Annotated in this window: 25 protein-coding genes; 7 read left to right on the forward strand and 18 right to left on the reverse strand. The window is 66.4% G+C overall.

Features of this window, described 5'->3' with window-relative positions; all coding sequences use genetic code 11:
* Positions 1–118: 118 nt before the first annotated feature.
* Genes ABD088_RS02960 through ABD088_RS02975 form a run of 4 tightly spaced genes read right to left on the reverse strand, consistent with a single transcriptional unit; the run spans position 119 to position 2558 of the window.
* Positions 119–634 (reverse strand): hypothetical protein, encoded by a 516-nt coding sequence (locus tag ABD088_RS02960; protein ID WP_343899969.1) that lies wholly within the window; start codon positions 632–634, stop codon positions 119–121.
* Positions 631–1365 carry a signal peptidase I gene (locus ABD088_RS02965; RefSeq protein WP_343899970.1) on the reverse strand — a complete coding sequence of 245 codons (735 nt, stop codon included), beginning with the start codon at positions 1363–1365 and terminating at the stop codon, positions 631–633. Before ABD088_RS02965 ends, ABD088_RS02960 begins: the two co-directional genes overlap by 4 nt.
* A 41-nt stretch (positions 1366–1406) precedes the next feature.
* Complete coding sequence (locus tag ABD088_RS02970) at positions 1407–1952, reverse strand: hypothetical protein (protein WP_343899971.1); 546 nt, start codon at positions 1950–1952, stop codon at positions 1407–1409.
* A gap of 48 nt (positions 1953–2000) precedes the next feature.
* On the reverse strand, positions 2001–2558 hold the full coding sequence (locus ABD088_RS02975; RefSeq protein ID WP_343899972.1) for an alternate-type signal peptide domain-containing protein: 558 nt from the start codon (positions 2556–2558) through the stop codon (positions 2001–2003).
* Between the two features lie 188 nt (positions 2559–2746).
* Between ABD088_RS02975 and ABD088_RS02980 the strand changes: the two genes are divergently transcribed.
* The gene (locus ABD088_RS02980; protein WP_343899973.1) at positions 2747–3139 is read left to right on the forward strand and encodes a hypothetical protein; all 393 of its coding nucleotides are present in this window, start codon (positions 2747–2749) and stop codon (positions 3137–3139) included.
* Positions 3140–3144: 5 nt separating this feature from the next.
* Here ABD088_RS02980 and rimI read toward each other — a convergent pair whose 3' ends face one another.
* The 7 genes from rimI to rfbA form a co-directional block, all read right to left on the reverse strand.
* Positions 3145–3579, reverse strand: a complete 435-nt coding sequence (gene rimI, locus ABD088_RS02985; RefSeq protein ID WP_343899974.1) for a ribosomal protein S18-alanine N-acetyltransferase — start codon at positions 3577–3579, stop codon at positions 3145–3147.
* A gap of 11 nt (positions 3580–3590) precedes the next feature.
* A complete protein-coding gene (gene tsaB, locus ABD088_RS02990) occupies positions 3591–4292 on the reverse strand; it encodes a tRNA (adenosine(37)-N6)-threonylcarbamoyltransferase complex dimerization subunit type 1 TsaB (protein WP_343899975.1) in 702 nt (233 codons plus the stop codon).
* Positions 4293–4337: 45 nt separating this feature from the next.
* Positions 4338–4826, reverse strand: coding sequence for a hypothetical protein (locus ABD088_RS02995; protein ID WP_343899976.1), 489 nt, complete (start codon positions 4824–4826; stop codon positions 4338–4340).
* Between the two features lie 275 nt (positions 4827–5101).
* The gene (locus tag ABD088_RS03000; protein ID WP_343899977.1) at positions 5102–5620 is read right to left on the reverse strand and encodes a hypothetical protein; all 519 of its coding nucleotides are present in this window, start codon (positions 5618–5620) and stop codon (positions 5102–5104) included.
* A 130-nt stretch (positions 5621–5750) separates the two neighbouring features.
* Positions 5751–6320: a tRNA (adenosine(37)-N6)-threonylcarbamoyltransferase complex ATPase subunit type 1 TsaE gene (gene tsaE, locus ABD088_RS03005; protein WP_343899979.1), complete on the reverse strand. Its 570-nt coding sequence runs from the start codon at positions 6318–6320 to the stop codon at positions 5751–5753.
* Positions 6313–7482 (reverse strand): alanine racemase, encoded by a 1170-nt coding sequence (alr, locus tag ABD088_RS03010; RefSeq protein WP_343900374.1) that lies wholly within the window; start codon positions 7480–7482, stop codon positions 6313–6315. The genes tsaE and alr overlap by 8 nt, the downstream gene beginning before the upstream one ends.
* 57 nt (positions 7483–7539) lie before the next feature.
* Complete coding sequence (gene rfbA, locus ABD088_RS03015; RefSeq protein WP_343899980.1) at positions 7540–8424, reverse strand: glucose-1-phosphate thymidylyltransferase RfbA; 885 nt, start codon at positions 8422–8424, stop codon at positions 7540–7542.
* 74 nt (positions 8425–8498) lie between these two features.
* On the opposite strand from rfbA, the gene rfbB reads away from it, so the two are divergent.
* From rfbB to ABD088_RS03030, 3 genes are all read left to right on the forward strand, one after another.
* A complete protein-coding gene (gene rfbB / locus ABD088_RS03020; RefSeq protein WP_343899982.1) occupies positions 8499–9497 on the forward strand; it encodes a dTDP-glucose 4,6-dehydratase in 999 nt (332 codons plus the stop codon).
* A 2-nt stretch (positions 9498–9499) separates the two neighbouring features.
* On the forward strand, positions 9500–10942 hold the full coding sequence (locus tag ABD088_RS03025; protein WP_343899983.1) for a sugar nucleotide-binding protein: 1443 nt from the start codon (positions 9500–9502) through the stop codon (positions 10940–10942).
* 126 nt (positions 10943–11068) lie between these two features.
* On the forward strand, positions 11069–12403 hold the full coding sequence (locus tag ABD088_RS03030; protein WP_343899984.1) for a UDP-glucose dehydrogenase family protein: 1335 nt from the start codon (positions 11069–11071) through the stop codon (positions 12401–12403).
* On the opposite strand, the gene ABD088_RS03035 is transcribed toward ABD088_RS03030, so the two are convergent.
* Positions 12404–13891, reverse strand: coding sequence for an NAD(P)H-hydrate dehydratase (locus ABD088_RS03035; RefSeq protein WP_343899985.1), 1488 nt, complete (start codon positions 13889–13891; stop codon positions 12404–12406).
* 3 nt (positions 13892–13894) lie between these two features.
* On the reverse strand, positions 13895–14245 hold the full coding sequence (locus ABD088_RS03040) for a holo-ACP synthase (protein ID WP_343899987.1): 351 nt from the start codon (positions 14243–14245) through the stop codon (positions 13895–13897).
* Between the two features lie 156 nt (positions 14246–14401).
* Here ABD088_RS03040 and ABD088_RS03045 point away from each other — a divergent pair, with 156 nt between their 5' ends.
* Positions 14402–14977 (forward strand): mycothiol transferase, encoded by a 576-nt coding sequence (locus tag ABD088_RS03045; RefSeq protein ID WP_343899988.1) that lies wholly within the window; start codon positions 14402–14404, stop codon positions 14975–14977.
* A gap of 59 nt (positions 14978–15036) precedes the next feature.
* On the opposite strand, the gene glmS is transcribed toward ABD088_RS03045, so the two are convergent.
* Positions 15037–16911: a glutamine--fructose-6-phosphate transaminase (isomerizing) gene (gene glmS, locus ABD088_RS03050; RefSeq protein WP_343899989.1), complete on the reverse strand. Its 1875-nt coding sequence runs from the start codon at positions 16909–16911 to the stop codon at positions 15037–15039.
* Positions 16912–17036: 125 nt separating this feature from the next.
* On the opposite strand from glmS, the gene coaA reads away from it, so the two are divergent.
* Positions 17037–17996 (forward strand): type I pantothenate kinase, encoded by a 960-nt coding sequence (coaA, locus tag ABD088_RS03055; protein WP_343899990.1) that lies wholly within the window; start codon positions 17037–17039, stop codon positions 17994–17996.
* Positions 17997–18087: 91 nt separating this feature from the next.
* Positions 18088–18477: a large conductance mechanosensitive channel protein MscL gene (mscL, locus tag ABD088_RS03060; RefSeq protein WP_343899991.1), complete on the forward strand. Its 390-nt coding sequence runs from the start codon at positions 18088–18090 to the stop codon at positions 18475–18477.
* Between the two features lie 99 nt (positions 18478–18576).
* Here mscL and glmM read toward each other — a convergent pair whose 3' ends face one another.
* From glmM to truA, 4 genes are all read right to left on the reverse strand, one after another.
* Positions 18577–19923, reverse strand: coding sequence for a phosphoglucosamine mutase (gene glmM, locus ABD088_RS03065; RefSeq protein ID WP_343899992.1), 1347 nt, complete (start codon positions 19921–19923; stop codon positions 18577–18579).
* A 177-nt stretch (positions 19924–20100) separates the two neighbouring features.
* A complete protein-coding gene (gene rpsI, locus ABD088_RS03070) occupies positions 20101–20601 on the reverse strand; it encodes a 30S ribosomal protein S9 (protein WP_343899993.1) in 501 nt (166 codons plus the stop codon).
* 41 nt (positions 20602–20642) lie between these two features.
* Positions 20643–21086, reverse strand: a complete 444-nt coding sequence (rplM, locus tag ABD088_RS03075; protein ID WP_343899994.1) for a 50S ribosomal protein L13 — start codon at positions 21084–21086, stop codon at positions 20643–20645.
* A gap of 292 nt (positions 21087–21378) precedes the next feature.
* On the reverse strand, positions 21379–22239 hold the full coding sequence (gene truA / locus ABD088_RS03080; RefSeq protein ID WP_343900376.1) for a tRNA pseudouridine(38-40) synthase TruA: 861 nt from the start codon (positions 22237–22239) through the stop codon (positions 21379–21381).
* Positions 22240–22366 lie beyond the last annotated feature (127 nt).

Genomic DNA, 22366 nt, shown 5'->3' on the forward strand with positions numbered 1-22366 from the left:
TGCCATCTCCCCAGATTGCTTGCTGCCCCAGCTGCAGTCTATCCGGGGCAGCCCACGAACTGCTGGCGCGCCGGTCCAGGCCCAGGCCCCGCGGCCAGTGGCCGGCCCGGGCAGGGGGTCAGCAGCTCGCGATGTACCCGTGGATCAGTTTGTAGTTCCACGCCACGGAACGGCTCAGCGGCTTGCTGTCGACTCCCTGGGATGACGAGGTCAAGGTCAGGGGGAACGTGCCGTTGTCCCAGGTCAGCCACCGGCTCTCCACCGTGAGGGTGGCCTTTCCACTGGTGCCGCTTCCGCGCCGAATCGTCTGGGTCCGGGTGGTCCCGGTGCCATCTTTCACGGCGACCGTCACGGCATCGGCGTCGAGGGGGAAGTCGAAATCCACGGTCAGCAACGTGGACGTTGCCAACAGCCCTGTCTCCGCCGAACACACCACGGCGCCACTGACCGGTTGTGGGGCCCACGCGCCGGTGCTGACACTGGCGGCAGCCGTCCCGCTCTGGCTCCACAGTGCATGGGCTCCGGTGCCGGCCAGTCCGAGGATGACCACGACGGCATATACCACCGCAGGCCAACGCCAGGCAGCGGAGCGGGACCGGGGAACACCGGATTCCTGGCTGGGGCGGCGGTTCATCGGTTGATCTTTTCGCGGTGTGGGTGCCCGGACCGGTGTGGGGTCTGCCCGACGTGCCGGGCAATCGAGTGCTCCCTGGCCGTCCGTTGGCCGAAGGCTGCTGGCATCCGCGTCGCGTCGCGGGTCGACACGGGGTCCGCTGTCTCCGGCCTGCCGGGGACGGCGTCGTTCGCTGAACGTGTCCGGCGTCGAGCGAGCATCCCGGAGACCACGTTCCATGCGCCATAGCCCATGAGCACGACGGCGGCGATCTGGGCTCCCAGCCCACGGTCCTGGTTGCCCAGCCAGTTGGCCAGGAATCCTGCATAGGGGACGGCGTAGAAGAGCTTGCCGCGCACCTGGATCCCGCGGACCGGGGCTTCATCGGGCAGGTCGTTGTTGTCGCCCTGGGTGATGAGCAGGGTGTTGCCTTCCTGGTCAGCTGCGGTGGAGACGATCCGGTGCGTGATGACGTCGGCCCGTCCGGACTCGAGCTGGTAGGTGACCACGTCCCCGATCCGCAGATCCTGGAAGGCGACCGGCCGGGAGATGATCAAGGTTCCCGGAGGCAGGTGGGGACGCATGGAATTCGTCAGCACCGAATAGGTCTGCGATCCCGTGGCCATCGGGACGATGATCAGCACCACGGCGGCCAGGACGGCCAGCACGAGCGCCACCAAGCCCAGGGCACTCCCCAGCAGACCGGGAACGGAGTCCCGGGTCCGGGTCCGTGAAGCGAGGTGCTGGGCCATGATGTCCTTTGCGGTTGGAGTGCGTCGTGCGGGAAGGGGGATCACACCTGGGTGGCGGTGAGTTTCACGGCGATCGTGTTGGCTTGCCCACCCGCCGTTGCCGGGGCCTGGGCATCCAGGCTGACCGCCACGCACAGCGTGGCCGAGCCTCCCTGTTTCAGCCGTGCCGCAGCCGGCAGTCCCGAGGCGGGGCAGCTACCCGACGACTGCAGCCCGGCCGTCACCTTGAGGTACTTCGACGCTGCACCGTTCGGTGGCAGGACGGAGGTGGTGAGCTCGATCGTGAAGTCGCCCCGGCCGGCATCTGTCGCATTCGTGACCGTGACCGGGACGGCCTGCGTCTGGCCCGGCTTCAGCCCGGTGAGGGCGGGCAGGGCCACCGTGGAGGATTGGCCGTTGGTCGTCAGACGCTGGGCCGCACTGCCGGCGGAGGTGAGCGTGACGGCAAAGTCCGCTGCCTGGACCGTTCCCGCCGCCGAAGCGGTGGTGGCATTCCAGGCTGCGAGGCTGCCCTGGACAGTGCCCAGGCCGAGAACGACGGCGACCGCCAGCAGCGCGGCTGTCTTCAGTGCCGACGTCGTTCTCATGGGTGCCTCCGGGGTGGTCCGTGTCAGGGATGCGGGTGTTCGGCGGTGTTACGGGGCCGGGGTGGGGTTGCCCGAGGAGGCCACCTGGTCCAGCTTGTAGCCGACCTTGCTGAAGTCGTACTTCGCGTTGGTGTCCTGCAGCCCGGACGTGGACTCCTTGAAGGTGAACGTCACCGAGGCGGTGTAGTTGCCGTTGGAGGTGAGCACCTGGCCGTCGATGGCCTGGCCTGCAGAGTCCTTGAGGGTGACGGGGGTGACCGAGTAGTTCGCGGCATTGAAGGTGCGGTTGGCCGTCAGGGAGTCGTCGGCAACGGTGAGCTTGGCCTTCATCAGGTCCCCGGAGAGGGTCACGGCCACCGGCTGCGTGAAGGTGAGGGAATCACCCGGGACGATCCGGTAGGTACCCGCAGTCATCTTGGTGGTGACATCGGCGCCGGCGGAGTTGGTCCACTTTCCGGCCCCTGCCGTCAGGCCCATGTCGCCGGCGACGATCTGGCCGGCGTTGGCCTGGGCGCTGGTGTTCCAGACGGCCAGCGATCCGCCGCCGCCGATCAGCAGTGCGACGCCGAGTCCGGTGGCCAGTGCGCCCTTGGTCATCTTGTTCATGCTGTGTCCCCTTGGAGGTGAGTGCCGGCGATCTGCTTCCCCGGCTGTTGGGACCAGCATCCCTGCCCCACATCAAGAACTCCCCCTGGGTTGACAAAAGTTTTACACAAGGTCGTCGGAGATGATCTTGCGCGAATCTTGAGCCGGGTTTGAGCGGTTCCCACCGGTCGGCGGCGCACCATGGTTCCATGACACACGCCGATCCATCGGATGCCCCCGAGTCCTGCACACTGGTGTGTCCCACGGCGCTCCAGGCGCTCGCGGACCAGGTGGGTTCCGCCGCGGCGGCCTTGTACCTCGAACGCTTTGTCCGTCTCTGGCCGGAACGCCGACACCGCCTGCATCTGGCAGTCTCCCACCAGGACGCGGAGGCCTGCCGGGATGCTGCCCTCTCGCTTGTTTCGAGCGCCACGCTGGCGGGCGCCCACCGCCTGGCCGGTCTCGGAGCCAGGCTGCACGCCGATGTTCCGGAATCCGCCGACGCATCGGCGTGGTCCTCGGCGATCGGCATCGTGGCCGAACTCGACCGGGTGGGCGGGGAGTCCATCGCCGACGTCGCGCGCCTGGCCCGCCGGATCTGACCGGGTCAGGCCGCGGCGTCCAGCTCCAAACGCATGATCAGCGCATCCACTCCGCCGGGGTAATAGCCGCGCCGCGTGTGGATGTGCTCGAATCCGAACCGGGTGTAGAGCGCCTGGGCCCGGGGATTATCGGCGCGGACCTCCAACAGGACGTCGCGGGCGCCCCGGCTTCCGGCCTCCTCGATGAGCTGGCGCAGCAGGGTCGAGCCGATGCCGCGGCCCTCATACCCCGGCGTCACTGCGATGGTCTGCACATCCGCCAGCGGGAGCACGCACATCATCCCGCAGTAGGCGACGATTTTCCCGTCGTCCTCCGCAACCCAATACCTCCGCGTGGCCGTCTGCCCCAGCTCGTCGCGGAACATCTCCAGGGGCCAGGCATCCTCGGGAAACAACGCGCACTCGAGCTCCCACACCGCCGGGACATCTGCTTCGGTCATGTCACGGTAGATCACGACGCCGAGGAACCCTTCATCTGCGCGGGCACCTGGGCGTCGGACTCACGCAGGTACAGCGGGGTCGTGGGCAACAGTTCCCCGCCCGAGCCCAGGACCCGGATGGCCCAGGCGCCGAGCGACCCTGCGGACGGGTGGCGGTCGGCGAAAGGTCCAGCCACTTTGTTTCCGTTCCCTGCGAGCCGGTCACCGTAGAGACCGGCCCCGGCACCGTAGACGGGCCCGGGCGGCAGCGCCTCCGCGACACCGACGTGCGGCCCGTCCAACAGCGTCCCGTCGGCCGCATAATGCGCCCAGTAGAGCTCCTTGCGCCGCGCATCGATGGCCACCGTAAACCCCTGGTCGACATTTCCCCTGGATGCACTATCTGCTAGGACATCGTGAGCCAATGCGTTCAGGCTCATGGCCCCATGGACGGGGATCCCCCAGGCGAAACCGAGGGCACGTGCCGTGGCAATGCCCACGCGCAGCCCGGTGAACGGGCCGGGGCCCACCCCCACGACGATGGCGTCGAGATCCCCTCCCGTATTTCCGGTTTCGGCGAGCAGGCCCTGGATGCCCGGGGCCAGGACCTCGGAATGGGTGTTGGTCTCTTCCGTGTGGAAGGAGGCCAGCAGTTGGGCTGCCGAATCCGCAGAGCGGGTCTTCAGCAGGGCGGCGGAAGCGGTGGCTGAGGTGTCAATGGCCAGAATAAGCACCGCTCCATCGTATGCGGGCCGCGGACCCATGTCAGCCGCGCCGGCTCACATCTGCTGGGCGCCTTCAAGGATCCGCCAGATCGCGCCGCTGCCGATCGGCACCAGGCGGATCTGGGTGTCGTCACCGGAGAACACCTGCCCGAAGGCGAAATTGCCGTGGTCCAAGGTCCCGATGAAGCCGTGTTCGGCGCCCGAGGGCGCGACGACATCCCAGATGAACCAATCGTCATTCCACAATTCGCGGGCATGCTCGAATTCGGGCGGAGGCGAACTGGCCAGTCCGTTCGCCCGGGCGGTGAACGCGGGGACCGGCAATTCCAGCCGTGGTGTGGTGCTGGAGGCTCCAGGACGGACGCCGGCCCATGCGCACAGCAGGGTGGGGATCTCGCGGGAATCCAGGACCCTGATGGAGACGGACGATTCCGGCCCCTGGTTCCGGGCCCGATCGCCGGAGGCTGCCCGGAGCGTCGCAGCATCGGGGCCGACGCTCAGCGTACTGTCCGTCTGCCGGCCATGGGCCCTGACTTCGGACACAACTCCCTGATGGCGGCCGGTCACGTGCCAGGTGTAGGCAGGATTTGCCGCGTTTGGAAGGGCTTCACGGGCTTGGTCGCTGAAACGACCCGTCGAATCCACCCACCCCTGGGCCGCAAGTTCCGCCACCGCCGACCGGCCTCCACGGATGCTTGTTCGTCGGACTCGCCGTCCCGGCCACGCCTGCACCATCTCCTCCCAGGCTGCGGGCCGGACCAGCGGTCCGCTGGGCCAGGCGGCGTCGGCTGCCTCCCGGGCGGCGGTCGGTGTAGAGCTCATGCTGCGATGTGGATCCTGTCTTCCAACGAGTCGAAATCATGGATGTGGCGGCTGAAGTCGTCGAGCGGGCACGTCGCTGCGATTTCGAGCGTCCGATCGCCCAGGGACATGACCCACCGCCGGGTGAACAGCGCTACCCCGGACCGCCGGTGCGTGAGGTCCATGCGCTCGGCCGCCATTCCGGCGATATGGGTGCTCGCCACGTCCACCACGTAGAGCCCGTCGAGACCCCGGATGACGTCACGGGACGGATATTCGACGGCAATGATGCTGCTGGACGGGATCTGGTCCGGGGAAAGCCCGCCAGCACGGATCCCTCCGGGAGGAGAGAGGATGTCGAGCCCCTGCACCGTGACCGGTACCGCGTCGCTCGTCAGTTGGAAGGACTCGCCATCCTGGTCGTCACCCGGGACTACTCCGCCTGCGCCGGTATGGCAGGCCAGGTAATTGCACCCCACAGCCTCGAGCCGTCTCCAGTCCCGGGGCAGCTCCACGTCAACCAGCCTCATTGCCATCCAGCCTCTCCATCCGCACCAGCCTAAGTGGGGTTCGGCGGCTACGCGATGGGGAGAACTACCCATCCTTTCGGCACACAGCGCTGTGTGCTGGAGGTGGACACCGGACGTCGTGGTGCCGTTCGTGCATTCAGAAGAGCCGGCGACACGTCCACGCGGGGCCGTAGGCGACCACAGTGATCGTCCGTGGCTCGTCGGCATCTGTTTCCGAAAAGTCCAGTAGTGGGGGCCCTTCCTGTTCGGACATCGTCGAACCCGTCTCGCGCTGCAGGGTGATTTCCAGCCGCGAGTCGCTGAGTTGTTCCGCCTTGCCCGCACCCCATTCGACGACGGTCACGGAGCGGTCCATACCGGCTTCCAGATCCAGGTCCTCGAGCTCGCCGCCACTGGAGAGCCGGTAGGCATCCACGTGCACCAGGTCCGGCCCTCCCGTCACCGAGGGGTGGGTCCGGGAGAGGACGAACGTCGGGGAGATGATGCCCTCACGCACTCCCAGCCCGGCACCGAGCCCCTGGGTGAATGTGGTCTTGCCGGCCCCGAGCTCTCCGGTCAGCAGCAGCAGGTCCCCGGGAAGCAGGCGGGCCCCGATGCGGGCCGCGAGGTCCTGCGTCGACTCGGTTCCCCACGTCTTCACCTCGGCGGACCAGACGGCAGCGCCAGACGGCCCTTCTCCTGACGGGGCTCCCGTGGCGTCAGGCATCCTTGGGCCCCCAGGACCCCTCCACGTATAGGCGGGGGACGCGCGGGGAGATCCGGGTGACGATCTCGTAGTTGATCGTGTGTGCCGCTGCTGCCCATTCGTCGGCCGACGGCCCGTCTCCGCCGAAAAGAACTGCTTCGGTACCCACCAGCGACGTTGGGTCGCTGACCTGGCCGAGGTCGACCACGAACTGGTCCATGGCAATGCGGCCGCGGCTGAGCAGCTTGCGTCCGTCGATGAGCACGGGTCCCTCCACTGCGGAGCGCGGCACTCCATCGCCGTATCCCATGGGGATCAGTGCCAGCCATGTCTCTTCGTCGGTCCGGTACGTCAGCCCGTAGGACACTCCCTGTCCGGCCGGGACCTTTTTGACGTTGGCGACGCGTGCCACCAATCGCATGGCGGGCCGCAGGCCCAGCTCCTGGGAGCTCTGGTCGGCAAAGGGGCTCAGTCCGTACATGCCCAATCCCAGACGCACCAGGTCAAAATGGGCGTCCGGGCGGGAGAGGATGGCCGGCGTGTTCGCCGCGTGGCGCACTTCCAGATCGAATCCTGCATCTTCGGCCAGGCTGACCGCATCCCGGAACACGTCCAATTGCTGATCGGTCTCCCCCCGATCTGGTTCATCGGCGACGGCCAGGTGTGTGAAGACACCGACGACGCGCAGCAGGCCCTCTTCCTGATAGGCAGCGGCTGCGCCCAGCAGCCGCTCCCACTGGGCCGGGGGGCATCCGTTGCGGCCCAGCCCGGTATCGATCTTCAGGTGGACCCGGGCCGGCCGTTCGGCCTGTTTGGCCGCCGCGGCAATGTAATCCAGTTCCCAGCCGGAAACCCCCAAGTCGATGTTCCGGGCAATGGCCTCGGCGAAGGGGGCATCGGTGGTGTGCAGCCAGGCCAGGGTGGGGGCGGTGATCCCGGCATCACGCACCACCAGCGCCTCACTGATGTGGGCGAACCCGAGCCAACCGGCACCCGCTTTCAGCGCCGCGGCCGCGACGGGCAGGACACCGTGCCCATAGGCATCGGCCTTCAGCACCGCCATGACGGTTGCCGGTGCTGCGAGTTCGATCACGCGCTTGACGTTGTCCCGGATGGCCGAGAGGTCGATTTCGGCACGGCGTTCGAAGTCGGGTCCGGGGGCGAAGCCGTGCTCGGCGGAAATGCTGGCACCGCGTTCTTCCCAGGGTTCAGTTTGCGAAGTCACGCCACCATTGTCGCATCAGCTGCCGACGCGCTGGTTCGAGCTCTCCAGCAGGTTCAGCAGGTACCGGCCGTACCCGCTCTTGACCAGCGGCTTCGCCAGGGCCTCGAGCTGGGTGTCGGTGATGAAGCCTTGGCGCCAGGCGATCTCCTCGGGGGCGCTGAGTTTCAGCCCCTGTCGGGCGTCGATGGTGCGGATGTAGTTGGAGGCATCGTTGAGGGACTCGAAGGTGCCGGTATCCAGCCAGGCCGTGCCACGGGGCAGGACGGAGACCTTCAGTTCACCCATTTCCAGGTAGCGGCGGTTCACATCGGTGATCTCCAGCTCGCCGCGCGGTGAGGGCTTCAACGCGCGGGCGATGTCCACGACGCGGTTGTCGTAGAAATACAGGCCGGGAACTGCGTAGTGGCTGCGGGGTTTCTCCGGCTTTTCCTCCAAGGACACGGCGTTTCCTGCTGCATCGAATTCCACGACGCCATAGGCCTGCGGGTCGGCCACGTGGTACCCGAAGACCGCTGCGCCGTCCAGGTCGGCCAGCTTCTGCAGCTGCGTGCCCAGACCCGAACCGTAGAAGATGTTGTCGCCCAGCACCAGGGCGACCTTTCCGTCACCGATGTGCTCCTCGCCGATGAGGAACGCCTGGGCCAAGCCGTCCGGGGATTCCTGCACGGCATAGCTCAGCTCGAGGCCCCACTGCGAGCCGTCGCCCAGCAGCCGGTGGAACTGGTCCGCGTCATGCGGGGTCGTGATGAGCAGGATTTCCCTGATCCCGGCCAGCATGAGCGTGGCCAGCGGGTAGTAGATCATCGGCTTGTCGTAGACCGGAACGAGCTGCTTGCTGATGCCTTGGGTGATCGGGTGCAGCCGCGAGCCCGTACCACCGGCGAGAATGATTCCCCTCATGGACCCAACCGTACTGTGTCAACCCGCAGAAACGGTAGGCAACGGCCGCCGTGCGACCGGGTATTGTCATGCCCATGGACAAAATCTTGGTCACCGGCGGTGCCGGCTTCATCGGTTCGAACTTCGTGCACTACGTCCTGGAGAACACCGCTACACGGGTCACCGTCTTGGACAAGCTGACCTACGCCGGTAACACGGCCTCCCTGAAGGGCCTTGATCCCGAACGCTTCCGCTTGGTCGAGGGCGATATCTGCGATGCCTCCCTGGTGGACACCCTCGTTGGCGAGGCAGACGCCGTCGTGCATTACGCGGCTGAATCGCACAACGACAACTCACTGCACGATCCCCGCCCGTTCCTGGAGACGAACATCACCGGCACGTTCACCCTGCTCGAGGCCGCCCGCAAGCACAACACCCGGTACCACCACATCTCCACCGACGAGGTCTACGGGGATCTGGAACTCGATGACCCGCAGCGCTTCACCGAGCACACCCCCTACAACCCCTCCAGCCCGTATTCCTCCACGAAGGCAGGTTCGGATCTGCTGGTCCGCGCGTGGGTCCGCTCGTTCGGTGTGAGGGCCACGATCAGCAACTGCTCGAACAACTACGGCCCGTACCAGCACGTGGAGAAGTTCATCCCCCGCCAGATCACCAACCTGATCGACGGAGTGCGTCCCCGCCTCTATGGCAGCGGGACCAACGTCCGGGACTGGATCCATGCCGATGACCATTCCAGCGCCGTCTGGACGATCCTCCAGCGCGGACGCGTCGGGGAGACCTACCTGATCGGTGCCGACGGCGAACGCAACAACCTCGAGGTCGTGCAGGCCCTGCTGCAGGTCTTCGGGCAGGAACCCGAAGCGTTCGACCACGTCACCGACCGCGCCGGACACGACCTGCGGTACGCCATCGACTCCACGAAGCTGCGCACCGAACTCGGTTGGGCCCCGTCCCGGGCGGACTTCACCCAGGGCCTCGCCGACACCGTGGCCTGGTACCGCGAGAACGAAGCCTGGTGGCGCCCGCACAAGGCAGCGACCGAGTCCAAGTACCAGCAGGCAGGACACTGAGGATGGCCGCCGACGAACGCCCTGCGGCGCTGAACGCAACGCCCGTTCCGAACATCCCCGGCATGCTGGTGGTCTCCCTGCCCGTGCACGGGGACAACCGTGGTTGGTTCAAGGAGAACTGGCAGCGCGCGAAGATGACGGCCCTGGGACTGCCCGACTTCGGCCCCGTGCAGAACAACATCTCCTTCAATGCAGCCATCGGGACCACCCGCGGGATCCACGCCGAACCCTGGGACAAGTACGTTTCGGTGGCCACCGGGCGGATCTTCGGCGCCTGGGTCGACCTGCGCGCCGGGGAATCCTTCGGGGCGGTCTTCACCACCGAGCTCGGCCCGGATACCGCGGTGTTCGTCCCGCGGGGAGTCGGCAATGCCTTCCAGACCCTGGAGGCAGACACCGCCTATACCTACCTCGTCAACGATCATTGGTCCGCCGAGGCCACCTCGAAATACGCGTTCGTGAACCTCGCCGACGAGACCGCCGCCATCGACTGGCCCATTGCCCTGGACCGGGCCGAACTCTCCGACAAGGACCGTGCCCACCCGCGCCTGGCCGATGTGAACCCCGTGCCTGGCCTGCGGACCCTGGTCCTGGGTGCCTCGGGACAACTCGGCACCGCCTTGCGCCGTCACTTCGATGACCGCGAAGACGTCGACTACGCGACCCGCGCCGAGGCCGACCTGGCAGACCCGGCGGCCCTGGCCGCCCGCGACTGGTCCGGCTACTCCACGATCATCAACGCCGGTGCCTACACCCGTGTCGACGACGCCGAAACGCCGGAAGGCCGCACGGCCGCGTGGGCAGCGAACGCGACAGGCGTCGCCGCCCTGGCGCGGATCTGCACTGAGAACAACCTCACACTGGTCCATGTCTCCAGCGACTACGTGTTCGACGGAACCTCCCCCGTTCCCTACCCCGAGGCGGCGACCCTCTCCCCCCTGGGCGTCTATGGCCAAAGCAAAGCGGCCGGGGACCTGGCCGTGGGCACCGTGCCGCGGCACTATCTCATCCGCACCAGTTGGGTCATCGGAGACGGCAACAACTTCGTGAAGACCATGCTCTCCCTTGCCCAGCGCGGGATCAGCCCGTCGGTCGTCGACGACCAATTCGGCCGCCTGTCCTTCACCGACACCATCGCCGGGGGAATCGCGCACCTGCTGGCCACCGGTGCACCGGCCGGGACGTACAACCTGACCAACGCCGGGGAACCAGCCAGCTGGGCCGATATCGCCGCAGTGGCCTTTGCCGCAGCCGGCCGGGACCGCGCGGACGTCACCGGGACCAGCACCGCCGAGTACTTCGCGGGCAAACAGGCCGCTCCCCGTCCGCTGAACTCGGTACTGGACCTCACCCGGATCCACGCCACGGGATTCGAGCCACGCGACCAGCACGAGGCACTGCACGCCTACCTCGAGTCCCAGGCCACCGCCGACGACACCGCCTGAGCGCCCCCCGGAACCCACATCATTCTGCCGGCTGACAGGGTGCGTTCACCGGGGTCCCCTCAGCTTTCCACCCAGCATGGTTAAGATGGTCGGAGTCCACCCGGCCCACCCAACAGTTAGGCGCACATGACGCTCAGGATTTCAGTGATCGGTACCGGGTACCTTGGCGCGACGCATGCTGCCTGCATGGCCGAGCTCGGGTTCGAGGTCATCGGGGTCGACGTCGACCAGGCGAAGATCGACAGGTTGTCCCAGGGCGATCTGCCGTTCCACGAACCCGGCCTGCCGGAGCTGCTGGTCAAGCACGTGACGTCGGGTCGGCTGCGGTTCACCACCGACTATTCCGAGGTCGGCGGCTGGGCAGACGTCCACTTCGTCGGCGTCGGCACCCCGGAACGGGCCGCGGACCGCGGTGCTGACCTGCGCTACGTGGACGCAGCGGTGCGTTCGCTGGCCCAGCACATCACCCGTGACGCACTCATCGTCGGCAAGTCCACGGTCCCGGTCGGCACGGCACGCCGTCTCGCCGGAGTCATCGCGGCCGAGGCACAGCCGGGCGTGAAGCTGGAATTGGCGTGGAACCCCGAGTTCCTGCGCGAGGGTTTCGCCGTGAAGGACACGCTGACCCCCGACCGCCTGGTGTTCGGCGTCGAATCCGCTGCCCCCGAGGCGCTGCTGCGTGAGGTCTATGCCCGGGCCCTGGGCCAGGACACCCCGCTCATCGTCACCGATTTCGAGACCGCCGAGCTGGTCAAGGTCGCCGCCAACGCGTTCCTGGCCACCAAGATCTCCTTCATCAACGCCTTCTCCGAGGTCACCGAGACGGTCGGTGGCGACATCCGCACGCTGGCCGACGCGCTGGGCTTCGACTCACGGATCGGCAGGAAGTTCCTCAACGCCGGCATCGGATTCGGCGGCGGCTGCCTGCCCAAGGACATCCGTGCCCTGCAGACCAGGGTCAGCGAACTCGGGCTGAACCACACCATGGCCTTCCTGCACAACGTCGATGACATCAACCTGCGTCGGCGTGACCGGGTGGTCTCGCTGGCCCACCAGATGCTCGACAATTCCGTCGCCGCCCGTCGCATTGCAGTGCTCGGCGTGGCCTTCAAACCCGACAGCGACGACGTCCGCGATTCCCCCGCCCTGGATGTGGCCGGACGGCTCTACAACGACGGCGCCGAAGTCACCGTCTACGATCCGGAAGGCAATGAGAATGCACGACGACGGTTCCCCCGCCTCGGGTATGTGGACTCGGTGGCCGAGGCAGTGCGCGATGCCGACCTGGTGTTGCTGCTCACGGAGTGGAACGAGTTCAAGGCGCTGACCCCTGCAGACCTGGCCCCTTGGGTGCGCGGGACCCGCCTGGTGGACGGCCGCAACGTCCTGGACCACGCCCAGTGGGAGGAAGCCGGCTGGACCATTGCCGCGCTCGGGCGCAAGTTCGATCCGGCGGGCTGATTACGCCAGGTAGCCGTCCCGGCCGGCCTCCTGGGCCAGCCGGCCGGCGCCGAACCCGCCCTCCCGGCCCGCCAAACGCGCTGCGTCACCGTGGCGGTAGGCGGCCGCAGCGGCCAGCTCCACGAGGTCGTGCGTCGAGGAGTTCGCCGGCTCGGACGTCGCAAGCATCGCCCCCAGCATCCCGGTCAAGACGTCGCCGCTCCCCGCCGTGGCCAGCTGGGACGGCCCGTTGAGGCTGACCACGCCATAGCCATCGGGAGCCACGCAAATCGTCGAATGGCCCTTGAGCAGGACCACCGAGGAATAGCCCACGGCTGCCCAGCGGGCCCACCGGACCGGATCGGCTTCGATGTCCCCGACCGTGACGCGCACGCCTGCCCTGCCCAGCAGGTCCTGGAGCTCCCCGGCGTGGGGCGTCAGGATGAGTCCGATATGTCCTTGCGCCGGTTGCAGCGTCCGCAACGCGCTGGCATCGACGATCGCCCGTTGGCGCGAGTCGAGAACCTGTCCGACGGCGGCGAGCTGCTGCGCGTCGTCGCCGAGGCCGGGGCCCATCGCCCAGGCGTCGACCCGGGCGTCGGGCCCCTCGGCGGGAACTGCTTCGGGAACTGCCGCGGCCAGCAATGCAGCGGGCCGTTCCGGAGCCAGGGTGCGCAGCATTCCGACCGACGTGTTCACCGCGGCGGTCGCGGCCAGCACGGCGGCTCCAGGGTAGCGGTCCGAACCGGCGATCAGACCGAGCACGCCGCGGGAGTACTTATGCGCATCGGCGCGGATCCGGGGCGTGAGGGCCGCTGCGTCGGAACCGGTGACGATCCGCAGATCGGGCTGGCCCAGCAGGGCTTCCAGGCCGATGTCGACGATCTCGATGCGGCCCGCCAGCAGTCGGCCGGCTCCCACGCACAGACCAGTCTTCAACGCCCCGAAGGTGACCGTCACATCCGCCGGCAGCACGCCATCGGGGGCGGCCCCGGTGTCCGCGTCCACGCCGGAGGGCAGGTCGCATGCGACCACTGGCACATCAGTGGGAACTTCCGGCAGGGACAACCGTCCCTGCGCCCCGGTGCCCAACACGGCGTCGATCACCAGGTCGACGCCACGCAGTGCCTCGGCTGCGGCCCGAAAACGACGGGTCTTCCCGCGGGCGCCCGATGCGGGGACCCCGCCGTCGATCACTCGTCCTCCGGTGCGCTCGAAGGCAGCCAGGGCTTCGGGGTGCGCGCGGTCGCCCAGCAGGATGGCGGTGCAGGAGACGCCCCTGCCAGCGAGCCTGGCCAGCGCATAGAGGCCGTCGCCGCCGTTGTTGCCGGTGCCGATCAGTGCGGCAACGCGGGCGCCGTACACGGCACCGTAGCGGGCGCGCAGCAGCGCCATGGTGTGATGGGCGAGTCCGTGGGCTGCCGTGCGCATGAGCCCGGCGCCTTCACCGGCAGCGAGCAGGCCGGCTTCGGCAGCGCGGATCTGGGTTCCCGTATATGCGTTGATCATGGCCTAGCGCTCCGCGACGACCATGGCGGTGGCCAGGTCGCCATCGTGGCTGAGGGACAGGTGCCAGTACTGGACGTCCTTGGCAATGGCGGCCTCGGCGACTGTTCCGTCCACGAGGACCTGGGGATCCCCTGCTGCATCGACAACGACTTGGCAGTGCTGCCAGTTCATCCCCACCGGGGCACCCAGGGCCTTGGCAACGGCCTCCTTCGCGGCAAAGCGTGCCGCCAGCGAACGGATGTTCAACTCACGTTCTGCCGGGACGAACAGCCGCTCGCGCAGGGCGGGGGTACGTTCTAGTTGGGCTCTGAACCGGGAAACCTGCACTACATCAACGCCAATGCCGACAATCATGTCACCAGCCTAACGGTTGTTCCGGGAGGTCAAGAGCGCATCCGAGCCGCCGTCAGGCATCGGGGCGCCCGCCGTGGCGTCGGCCATGGCCGGGGAGGGGTTGGGCCGATGCGTCCACGCGGGTAGCCTCGGTGATCCCACCCCGAAGGAGCCAGCATGTCCACGCCAGCCGCCCAGGAACTACTCGCCGATGGCTTTGGCCGCGTGGCCGAAACCGTGTCCACCCTCGTCGGCGACGCAGATCCCCGCTTGTTGTCCTACCGGCCGGACGCCGGCTCCAATTCCGTGGCTTGGCTGCTCTGGCACCTGACCCGCGTACAGGACGACCATCTGGCTGATCTGGCGGCGGTCCTCGCCGGCCGCTCCGACCCCGCCGAACGCGGCGAACAACGGATGCCCGCGGGCCAGCAGTGGCAACAGGACGGTTGGGCCGAACGATTCCAACTCCCCTACGCAATCCACGACATCGGATACGGCCAGAGCGCGCAAGACGTAGCTGCCTTCAACGTCACCGATGGGCAGCTGCTGGGCGGCTACCACGCTGCCGTGCACCGGGCCACCCTCACGATGCTCGGTTCCCTGTCCGAAGCCGACTACTCCCGGATTGTCGATCGACGCTGGCAGCCTGAGGTCACCGCCGCGTCCCGCCTGGTCAGCGTGCTGAACGACACGACCCAACATGCCGGACAGGCTGCCTACGTCTACGGCTTGGCAGAACGCGCCCTCGGCTAGGGACGCGAACGCCCCGGCACCGTCGGGTACCGGGGCGCAGCAGCGGGAGCGCGGTTGCGCTACTCGACGGTGACGGACTTCGCCAGGTTGCGCGGCTGGTCGACGTCGAATCCCTTGGCGCTGGCCAGTTCGCAGGCGAAGAGCTGCAGCGGCACGGTGGCCAACAGCGGCATCAGCAGGGTCGGGGTCTCCGGGACGTGGAAGACGAACTCCGCGTAGTCCTTGACCGCTTCGTCTCCGGCTTCGGCAATCACGAGCGTCTTCGCGCCGCGCGCCCGGACTTCCTGGATGTTCGAGACGACCTTGGCGTGCAGCGAGTGCCGCCCCCGGGGGGAAGGCACGACGACGAAGACCGGCTGGCCGTCATCGATCAGGGCGATGGGACCATGCTTGAGCTCACCGGCGGCGAAGCCCTCGGCGTGGATGTAGGCGATCTCCTTGAGCTTGAGGGCACCTTCCATGGCCACCGGGTAGCCGACGTGGCGGCCCAGGAACAGCACCGAGCTGGCGTCGGACATCGAGCGGGCCAGTTCCTTGATGACGTCGGCGCGGTCCAGGACGTCCTGGATCTTCGCCGGAATGTCCTGCAGATCGGACAGGATGTCCTTGATCTGGCCGGTGAACAGGTTCCCCCGAAGCTGGGCCAGGTACAGGCCGAGCACGTAGGTGGCAGTGATCTGCGCCAGGAAGGCCTTGGTGGACGCCACGGCGATTTCCGGTCCTGCGTGCGTGTAGAGCACGGCATCGGATTCGCGGGGGATCGTCGAGCCGTTGGTGTTGCAGATGGACAGGGTCTTCGCGCCCTGTTCCTTGGCATACCGGACGGCCATCAGCGTGTCCATGGTTTCCCCGGACTGCGAGATGGACACGATCAACGTGCTGGCATCCACGATCGGATCCCGATAGCGGAATTCGTGGCTGAGCTCGACTTCCACCGGAATGCGGCACCAATGCTCAATGGCATATTTGGCCACCGAACCGGCATAGGCCGAGGTGCCACAGGCCAACACGATGATCTTCGAGATGCCGGCCAGCTCGGAGGCCTCGATGCGCAATTCGTCCAGCGTCATCCGGCCGTCGGCGTCGTAGCGACCCAGCAGCGTATCGGCGACGGCGGCGGGCTGGTCGAAGATCTCCTTCTCCATGAAGGAGTCGAAGCCGCCCTTTTCGGCGGCCGCGGCGTCCCAGTCGACATGGAATTCAGTGCCTTCGGCGGGATTGCCGTAGAAATCGGTGATGATGTGCTCGTCCGGGGTGATCGTGACGATCTGGTCCTGGCCCAATTCAACGGCACGGCGGGTGAAGTCGATGAAGCCCGAGACGTCCGATCCCAGGAAGTTCTCGCCCTCTCCCAACCCGACCACGAGCGGCGAATTGCGGCGGGCGGCGACGACGATGCCGGGCTGGTCCTCATGGATGGCCAGCAGCGTGAAAGCGCCTTCGAGGCGCTGGCAGGCCAGCTGCATGGACGTGGCCAGGTCACCTTCTCCGGCGTGGGCGTAGATGTCGCCCAACAGGACTGCAGCGACCTCTGTATCGGTCTCGGAGGCGAAGCTGTATCCGGAGGCGAGCAGTTCCTTGCGCAGATCAGCGAAGTTCTCGATGATCCCGTTGTGGATCATCGCCAGTTTTCCGCCGTCGGCCAGATGCGGGTGCGCGTTCTTGTCCGACGGGCCGCCGTGTGTTGCCCACCGGGTGTGGCCGATCCCGGTCAACGACGGGGACAGGGGGTTGGCTTCAAGTTCATTGATGAGGTTGACCAGCTTGCCGGCCTTCTTCCGGGACTCCACTCCGGACTCGCCCAGTACGGCGACACCCGCGGAGTCATAGCCGCGGTATTCCAACCGTCGCAACCCCTCGATCACCACATCGAGGGCGCCGTGGTCACCGGACGTTTTTCCTGGGCGGCCTACATAGCCAACAATTCCACACATGACTCCAAGAATACCGTGCCGGGGCGCTTTTCCCGGTCATGCCCGGTGTGCGGAGGGAAGACGATGCGGGAGCCGGCCGGAGCACCAGTTTGGGGTAATCGCTCCGGGCTTGGCACAATTCATGGGTGAGCTCACCCCGAGACAATGACGCCGGAGTGTCCCCGTATGTGGAATTGGACCGGCAGACCTGGGCACGACTGTCCAACGAAATCGCCCAACCACTGGATGAGGGCGACCTGATCCGTCTCAGCGGGCTGGGTGAAAAGCTGGATCTGACGGAGATCCGCGATGTCTACCTGCCGTTGTCACGCCTCTTGAACCTCTATGTCCAGGCGGCGGGGCAGCTGCATCAGGCAACCAACACGTTCCTCGGCGAGTCCACGCGCCGCACGCCCTTCGTCATTGGCGTCGCCGGGTCCGTGGCCGTGGGAAAGTCCACGACGGCCCGCGTCCTCCAGGAAATGCTGCGGCGCTGGCCGGACACGCCCAATGTCGAGTTGGTGACCACCGACGGGTTCCTCTATCCGAATGAAGTCCTGGAACGCCGCGGGCTCATGCACCGGAAGGGTTTTCCGGAGTCCTACGATCGCCGGGCCCTCCTGCGGTTCGTCTCCACCGTCAAATCCGGGGCCGAGGAAGTCAGGGCACCGTGGTACTCGCATCTGACCTACGACATCGTTCCGGGCAAGGAAGTCGTCGTCCACCGCCCAGACGTCCTCATCGTTGAGGGGCTCAACGTCCTGGCCCCCGCGCAAGTCCGCTCGGACGGCACGGCAGGACTCGCGCTGAGCGACTTCTTCGATTTCTCGGTGTTCGTGGACGCAAGGACACCGGCCATCGAGAATTGGTATGTCAACCGGTTCATGAAGTTGCGCAGCGGCGCCTTCGCCGATCCGGCTTCCTATTTCCACCGCTATTCAAGCCTCACCGACTCGGAGGCCCACGAAACAGCCTTGGGGATCTGGCGCCGGATCAACGAACCCAACCTGCGCGAAAACGTCCTCCCGACCCGGGGTAGGGCGCAGCTGGTCCTGACCAAGGACAGCGACCACTCCATCCGCAGAATGCTGCTGCGCAAAATCTGATTCCCCGAAGAATCCACATTTCCCGAAAAGTTCATGCCGTTTTCGTCCAAGTTCCCAACATTCACCCGCCAAGCTAGGTAGAGTGATCCGCATGTTACAGGGATTCAAGGAATTCATCATGAAGGGCAACGTCGTAGACCTTGCCGTCGCCGTTGTGATTGGTGGAGCTTTCGCCACCGTCGTGGATGCACTCGTGAACAGTGTGCTGATGCCACTGATCTCCGTGCTCGTAGGCACGCCGAACTTTGACAACTTCCTGGCCGTGGGCCCGGAACACGCAATCAAGATCGGCGTCCTTCTTACTGCAGTCGTCAACTTCCTGCTCGTCGCTGCTGCGATCTACTTCGTCGTCGTGATGCCGATGAACAAGATCATCGAGCGCCGGAATGCCCGCATGGGCATCACCCCGGAAGAAGAGGCCATCGATCCGCAGGTTCTCCTGCTGACCGAAATCCGCGACTCGCTGCAGACTCGCAACTAACACCCCAGTATTGGCGGTCGCAGATAGCGATCGGTTCGAACAGCGGGCCCCATCCTCCGGATGGGGCCCGCCTTTTTGTCTGCGTCTGGTCGGCGAAGGCTACAGGGCCAGTTCCGCCAGGACAACGCCCGCGAGGCGAGTAGCGACGTCGCCGGCCACCTCGTGGTCGGTGGCCTCGACCATGACCCGGACCACCGGTTCGGTGCCCGAGGGGCGCAGGAGAACTCGTCCGGAGCCTCCTAGTTCGGCTTCGGCGCCCAAGACGGCTTCGGATACCGCTGCATTCGTGTGGGCCCCGTATTTGTTGACGCCCTTGACGTTGATGAGGACCTGCGGCAGCACGGTCATGACGGTAGCCAGCTCCTTGAGGGACTTACCCGTGGCCGCGACCCGTGAGGCAATCTGCAATCCGGTCAATACGCCGTCGCCTGTCGTGGCGAAGGCCGAGAAGATGACGTGCCCGGACTGTTCTCCGCCCAGCGTGTAGGAGCCCGAGCGCATCTCCTCCAGGACGTACCGGTCCCCCACCCCCGTCTCGGCGACGTGGATACCGGCGTGCTCCATGGCGATCTTCAGCCCGAGGTTGCTCATCACCGTGGCGACCAGGGTGTCGTCCTTGAGCTGGCCTGCCTCCTTGAGGGCAACGGCCATGATCGCCATGATCTGGTCACCGTCGACGACGCTGCCTTCATGGTCGACGGCCAGGCAGCGGTCCGCGTCCCCGTCGTGGGCAATGCCCAGGTCAGCGCCCTCGGCGACCACCCGCTCCTGGAGCTTCTCCAGATGGGTGGAGCCGTATCCTTCGTTGATGTTGTTGCCGTCCGGGCTGGCCCCGATGACGACGACTTCAGCGCCGGCTGCCGAGAAGGCCTCTGGCGAGCAGCCGCTGGCAGCGCCGTGCGCGCAGTCCAAGACGACCTTCAGGCCGTCCAAACGGTGGGGAATGGTCTTGAGCAGGTGGACCACGTATCTGTCTTCTGCGTCGGCGAACCGCCGGATGCGACCCACGTCGGCTCCCACGGGGCGCGGAGGTTCCTCATTGAGCTGGGCCTCAATGGCGTCCTCCTGGGCGTCGGAGAGCTTCTGGCCGCCACGGGCCAGGAACTTGATCCCATTGTCCGGCGCCGGATTGTGCGAGGCGGAGATGACAACACCGAAGTCTGCTTCCATATCAGCGATGAGGTACGCCGCAGCAGGGGTGGGAAGGACGCCGGCATCGAAGACATCGACGCCCACGGAGGCGAACCCTGCTTCGATGGCCGACGCAATGAAGTCACCGCTGATCCGCGGGTCGCGCGCAACAACGGCCAACGGACGTTTCCCCTCGGGCACGGTCTGCAAGCCGAGCACCACTGCGGCCGCCTCTGCCAGGTTCATGGCCAGCGCCGGGGTGATCAGTACATTTGCTTTTCCACGCACGCCATCGGTGCCAAATAATGTAGCCATCCCGCCCATCTTATCGCTCAACTGGCGGGTTGTTGGCACTGCGGCAACGTTCCGGCCACTCTTTCCTTCGCGCAGCGACGCTGTGTACCCGCCGGTGGAGCAGTTAAAAGAACAGGAACCCCACGGCTTCTGCCGTGGGGTTCCTGCCGCGGAACCCAGGGTTCCGCTGAAGCGGATTTAGCGCTTCGAGTACTGCGAGGCCTTGCGTGCCTTCTTCAGACCAGCCTTCTTGCGCTCGATGACGCGGGCGTCACGAGTCAGGAAGCCGGCCTTCTTCAGCGACGGGCGGTTGTTCTCGCGATCGATCTCGTTCAGCGAGCGGGCAACGCCAAGACGCAGCGCGCCGGCCTGGCCCGAGGGGCCACCGCCGTGGATGCGGGCCATGACGTCGTACGCGCCGTCCAGCTCGAGGAGCTTGAACGGTTCGTTGACTTCCTGCTGGTGCAGCTTGTTCGGGAAGTAGTCCTCGAGCGTGCGCCCGTTGACAATCCAGTTGCCGGTGCCGGGGACCAGGCGCACGCGGGCAATAGCCTGCTTGCGACGGCCAACAGCGGAACCGCCGACGGTCAGTGCCGGGCGTTCCTTGACAACGGTCTCTTCGGCTGCGGACGATTCCGAGGTGTACGCGGTGGGAGCCGCACCCTCAACTTCATTCAGCTCTTCAGTATTCTGAGCCACGATTCTCCTTGAAAACTAGTCTCTTGTTTCGGGGCCCAGCGCTACTGCGCGACCTGGGTGATTTCGAAGGTCTTGGGCTGCTGTGCAGCGTGCGGGTGCTCGGCACCGCGGTAGACCTTCAGCTTGGACAGCTGCTGGGCAGCAATCGAGTTCTTCGGGAGCATACCGCGAACGGCCTTCTCCACAGCCTGAACCGGGTTCTTTTCGAGCAGTTCGGCGTAGCTCACGGACTTCAGGCCACCCGGGAAACCGGAGTGGCGGTACGCGCGCTTCTTTTCGAGCTTGGCGCCGGTGAGGGCCACCTTCTCGGCGTTGATGATGATGACAAAGTCGCCCATGTCCATGTGGGGGGCGAAAGTTGCCTTGTGCTTGCCACGCAGCAGGGTTGCGGTCTGGCTGGCGAGACGGCCCAGAACGACGTCAGTGGCGTCAATGACGTGCCACTGGCGAACTGCGTCGCCGGCTTTCGGAGAGTACGTACGCACGGTTATTGCCTTCGTTTCCTTGGATACTGGTCAAGCATTCCGCCCGCGGTGGCTGTGAGATCCACCGAAGAAAAGAACACTGTGTTATCGATGCGCTGTACCAGTTCTTCAGGTGAGGACTGAATCCAACCGGCCATCCATTAGCTGCCCGCAATCTCCACAGACCAGAGCCCTGCAACTGGGCTGTCACGCGAAGAAAGTTGTGTCAGGCATAGGACACGCACAACAGCTACCAACTTTAGCGTATCGAAGCCCGCGCTCCAAAAGCCCGACCCATGCCTTCCATCACGCCTCACTTTCCGCGCTGTCCGACATCTTCGGGCCGGCGACGCGCCCGGGTGGACTCTGCACGTTCCGCCAGGGCCCAGTCATCCGGATAGGCGACTTCCTCCAGTACCAGCGGATGGGGTGCCGCGAGTCGGGTGCGGTGATCTCGCACCGGTTCGGCGATCCGCCGGTCGATCCAGCCTGGCGCCTCTTCGCCATCGGCCACGCGCAGGACGGCTCCGATCAAGGTCCTGACCATGTTGTGGCAGAAGGCGTCGGCCTGGAGGCTGGCGACGAGTATGCCGTCGTCGCGCCGATTGAAGGAGAAGCCCTCCAGGGTGCGGATGGTCGTGGCAAAGTCCTTGGGGCGGCAATAGGAAAGGAAGTCATGCCGCCCGAGCGCGGAAGACGCCTCGGCGTTGAGCAGCTCGGCGTCCAGTTCGTGGGGATGCCACAGCGTGGTGCCCCGCGTCAACGGATCCCAGCGTTCTTGGCCGTCGGCAATGCGGTAGGTGTAGCGGCGCCACAGGGCTGAGAAGCGCGCATCAAAACCGGGCGCGGCAGCACGTGCCTCGTGGACAAAGACCTCTCCCCCGATCCTGCTCACGACCCCGCGCACCCGCCGCAGCAGTGCCTCGTCCGCGGTGAGGTTCTTTCCGCGCGGCAAGGCTCGGTATTCGGCGTCCGTGAGGTCAAAATGCACGACCTGGCCCCGTGCGTGGACCCCGGCATCGGTGCGGCCGGCCACCGTGGTGCGCACCGGACGGCGAAACAGCAGTTGCAGGGCCTCCTCGAGGCAGCCCTGGATGGTCCGCCTGCCTGGTTGGACGGCCCATCCGGAAAACCCGGATCCGTCGTAGGCCAGGCGCAGCATGATCCGCACCATCGCCGGTGCTGCAGTCCCGGCAGGTGGTCCGGCCGTGGCAGCCAGGGCATCAGCCGCGTCGGGCATGGGAGGCGTGGAGGGCATGGAATCCATCTTAGGGCGGACCGGCTACTCGACGCACAAAAAA

The organism is Arthrobacter rhombi, from assembly GCF_039526245.1.
Classification (GTDB): domain Bacteria; phylum Actinomycetota; class Actinomycetes; order Actinomycetales; family Micrococcaceae; genus Arthrobacter_H; species Arthrobacter_H rhombi.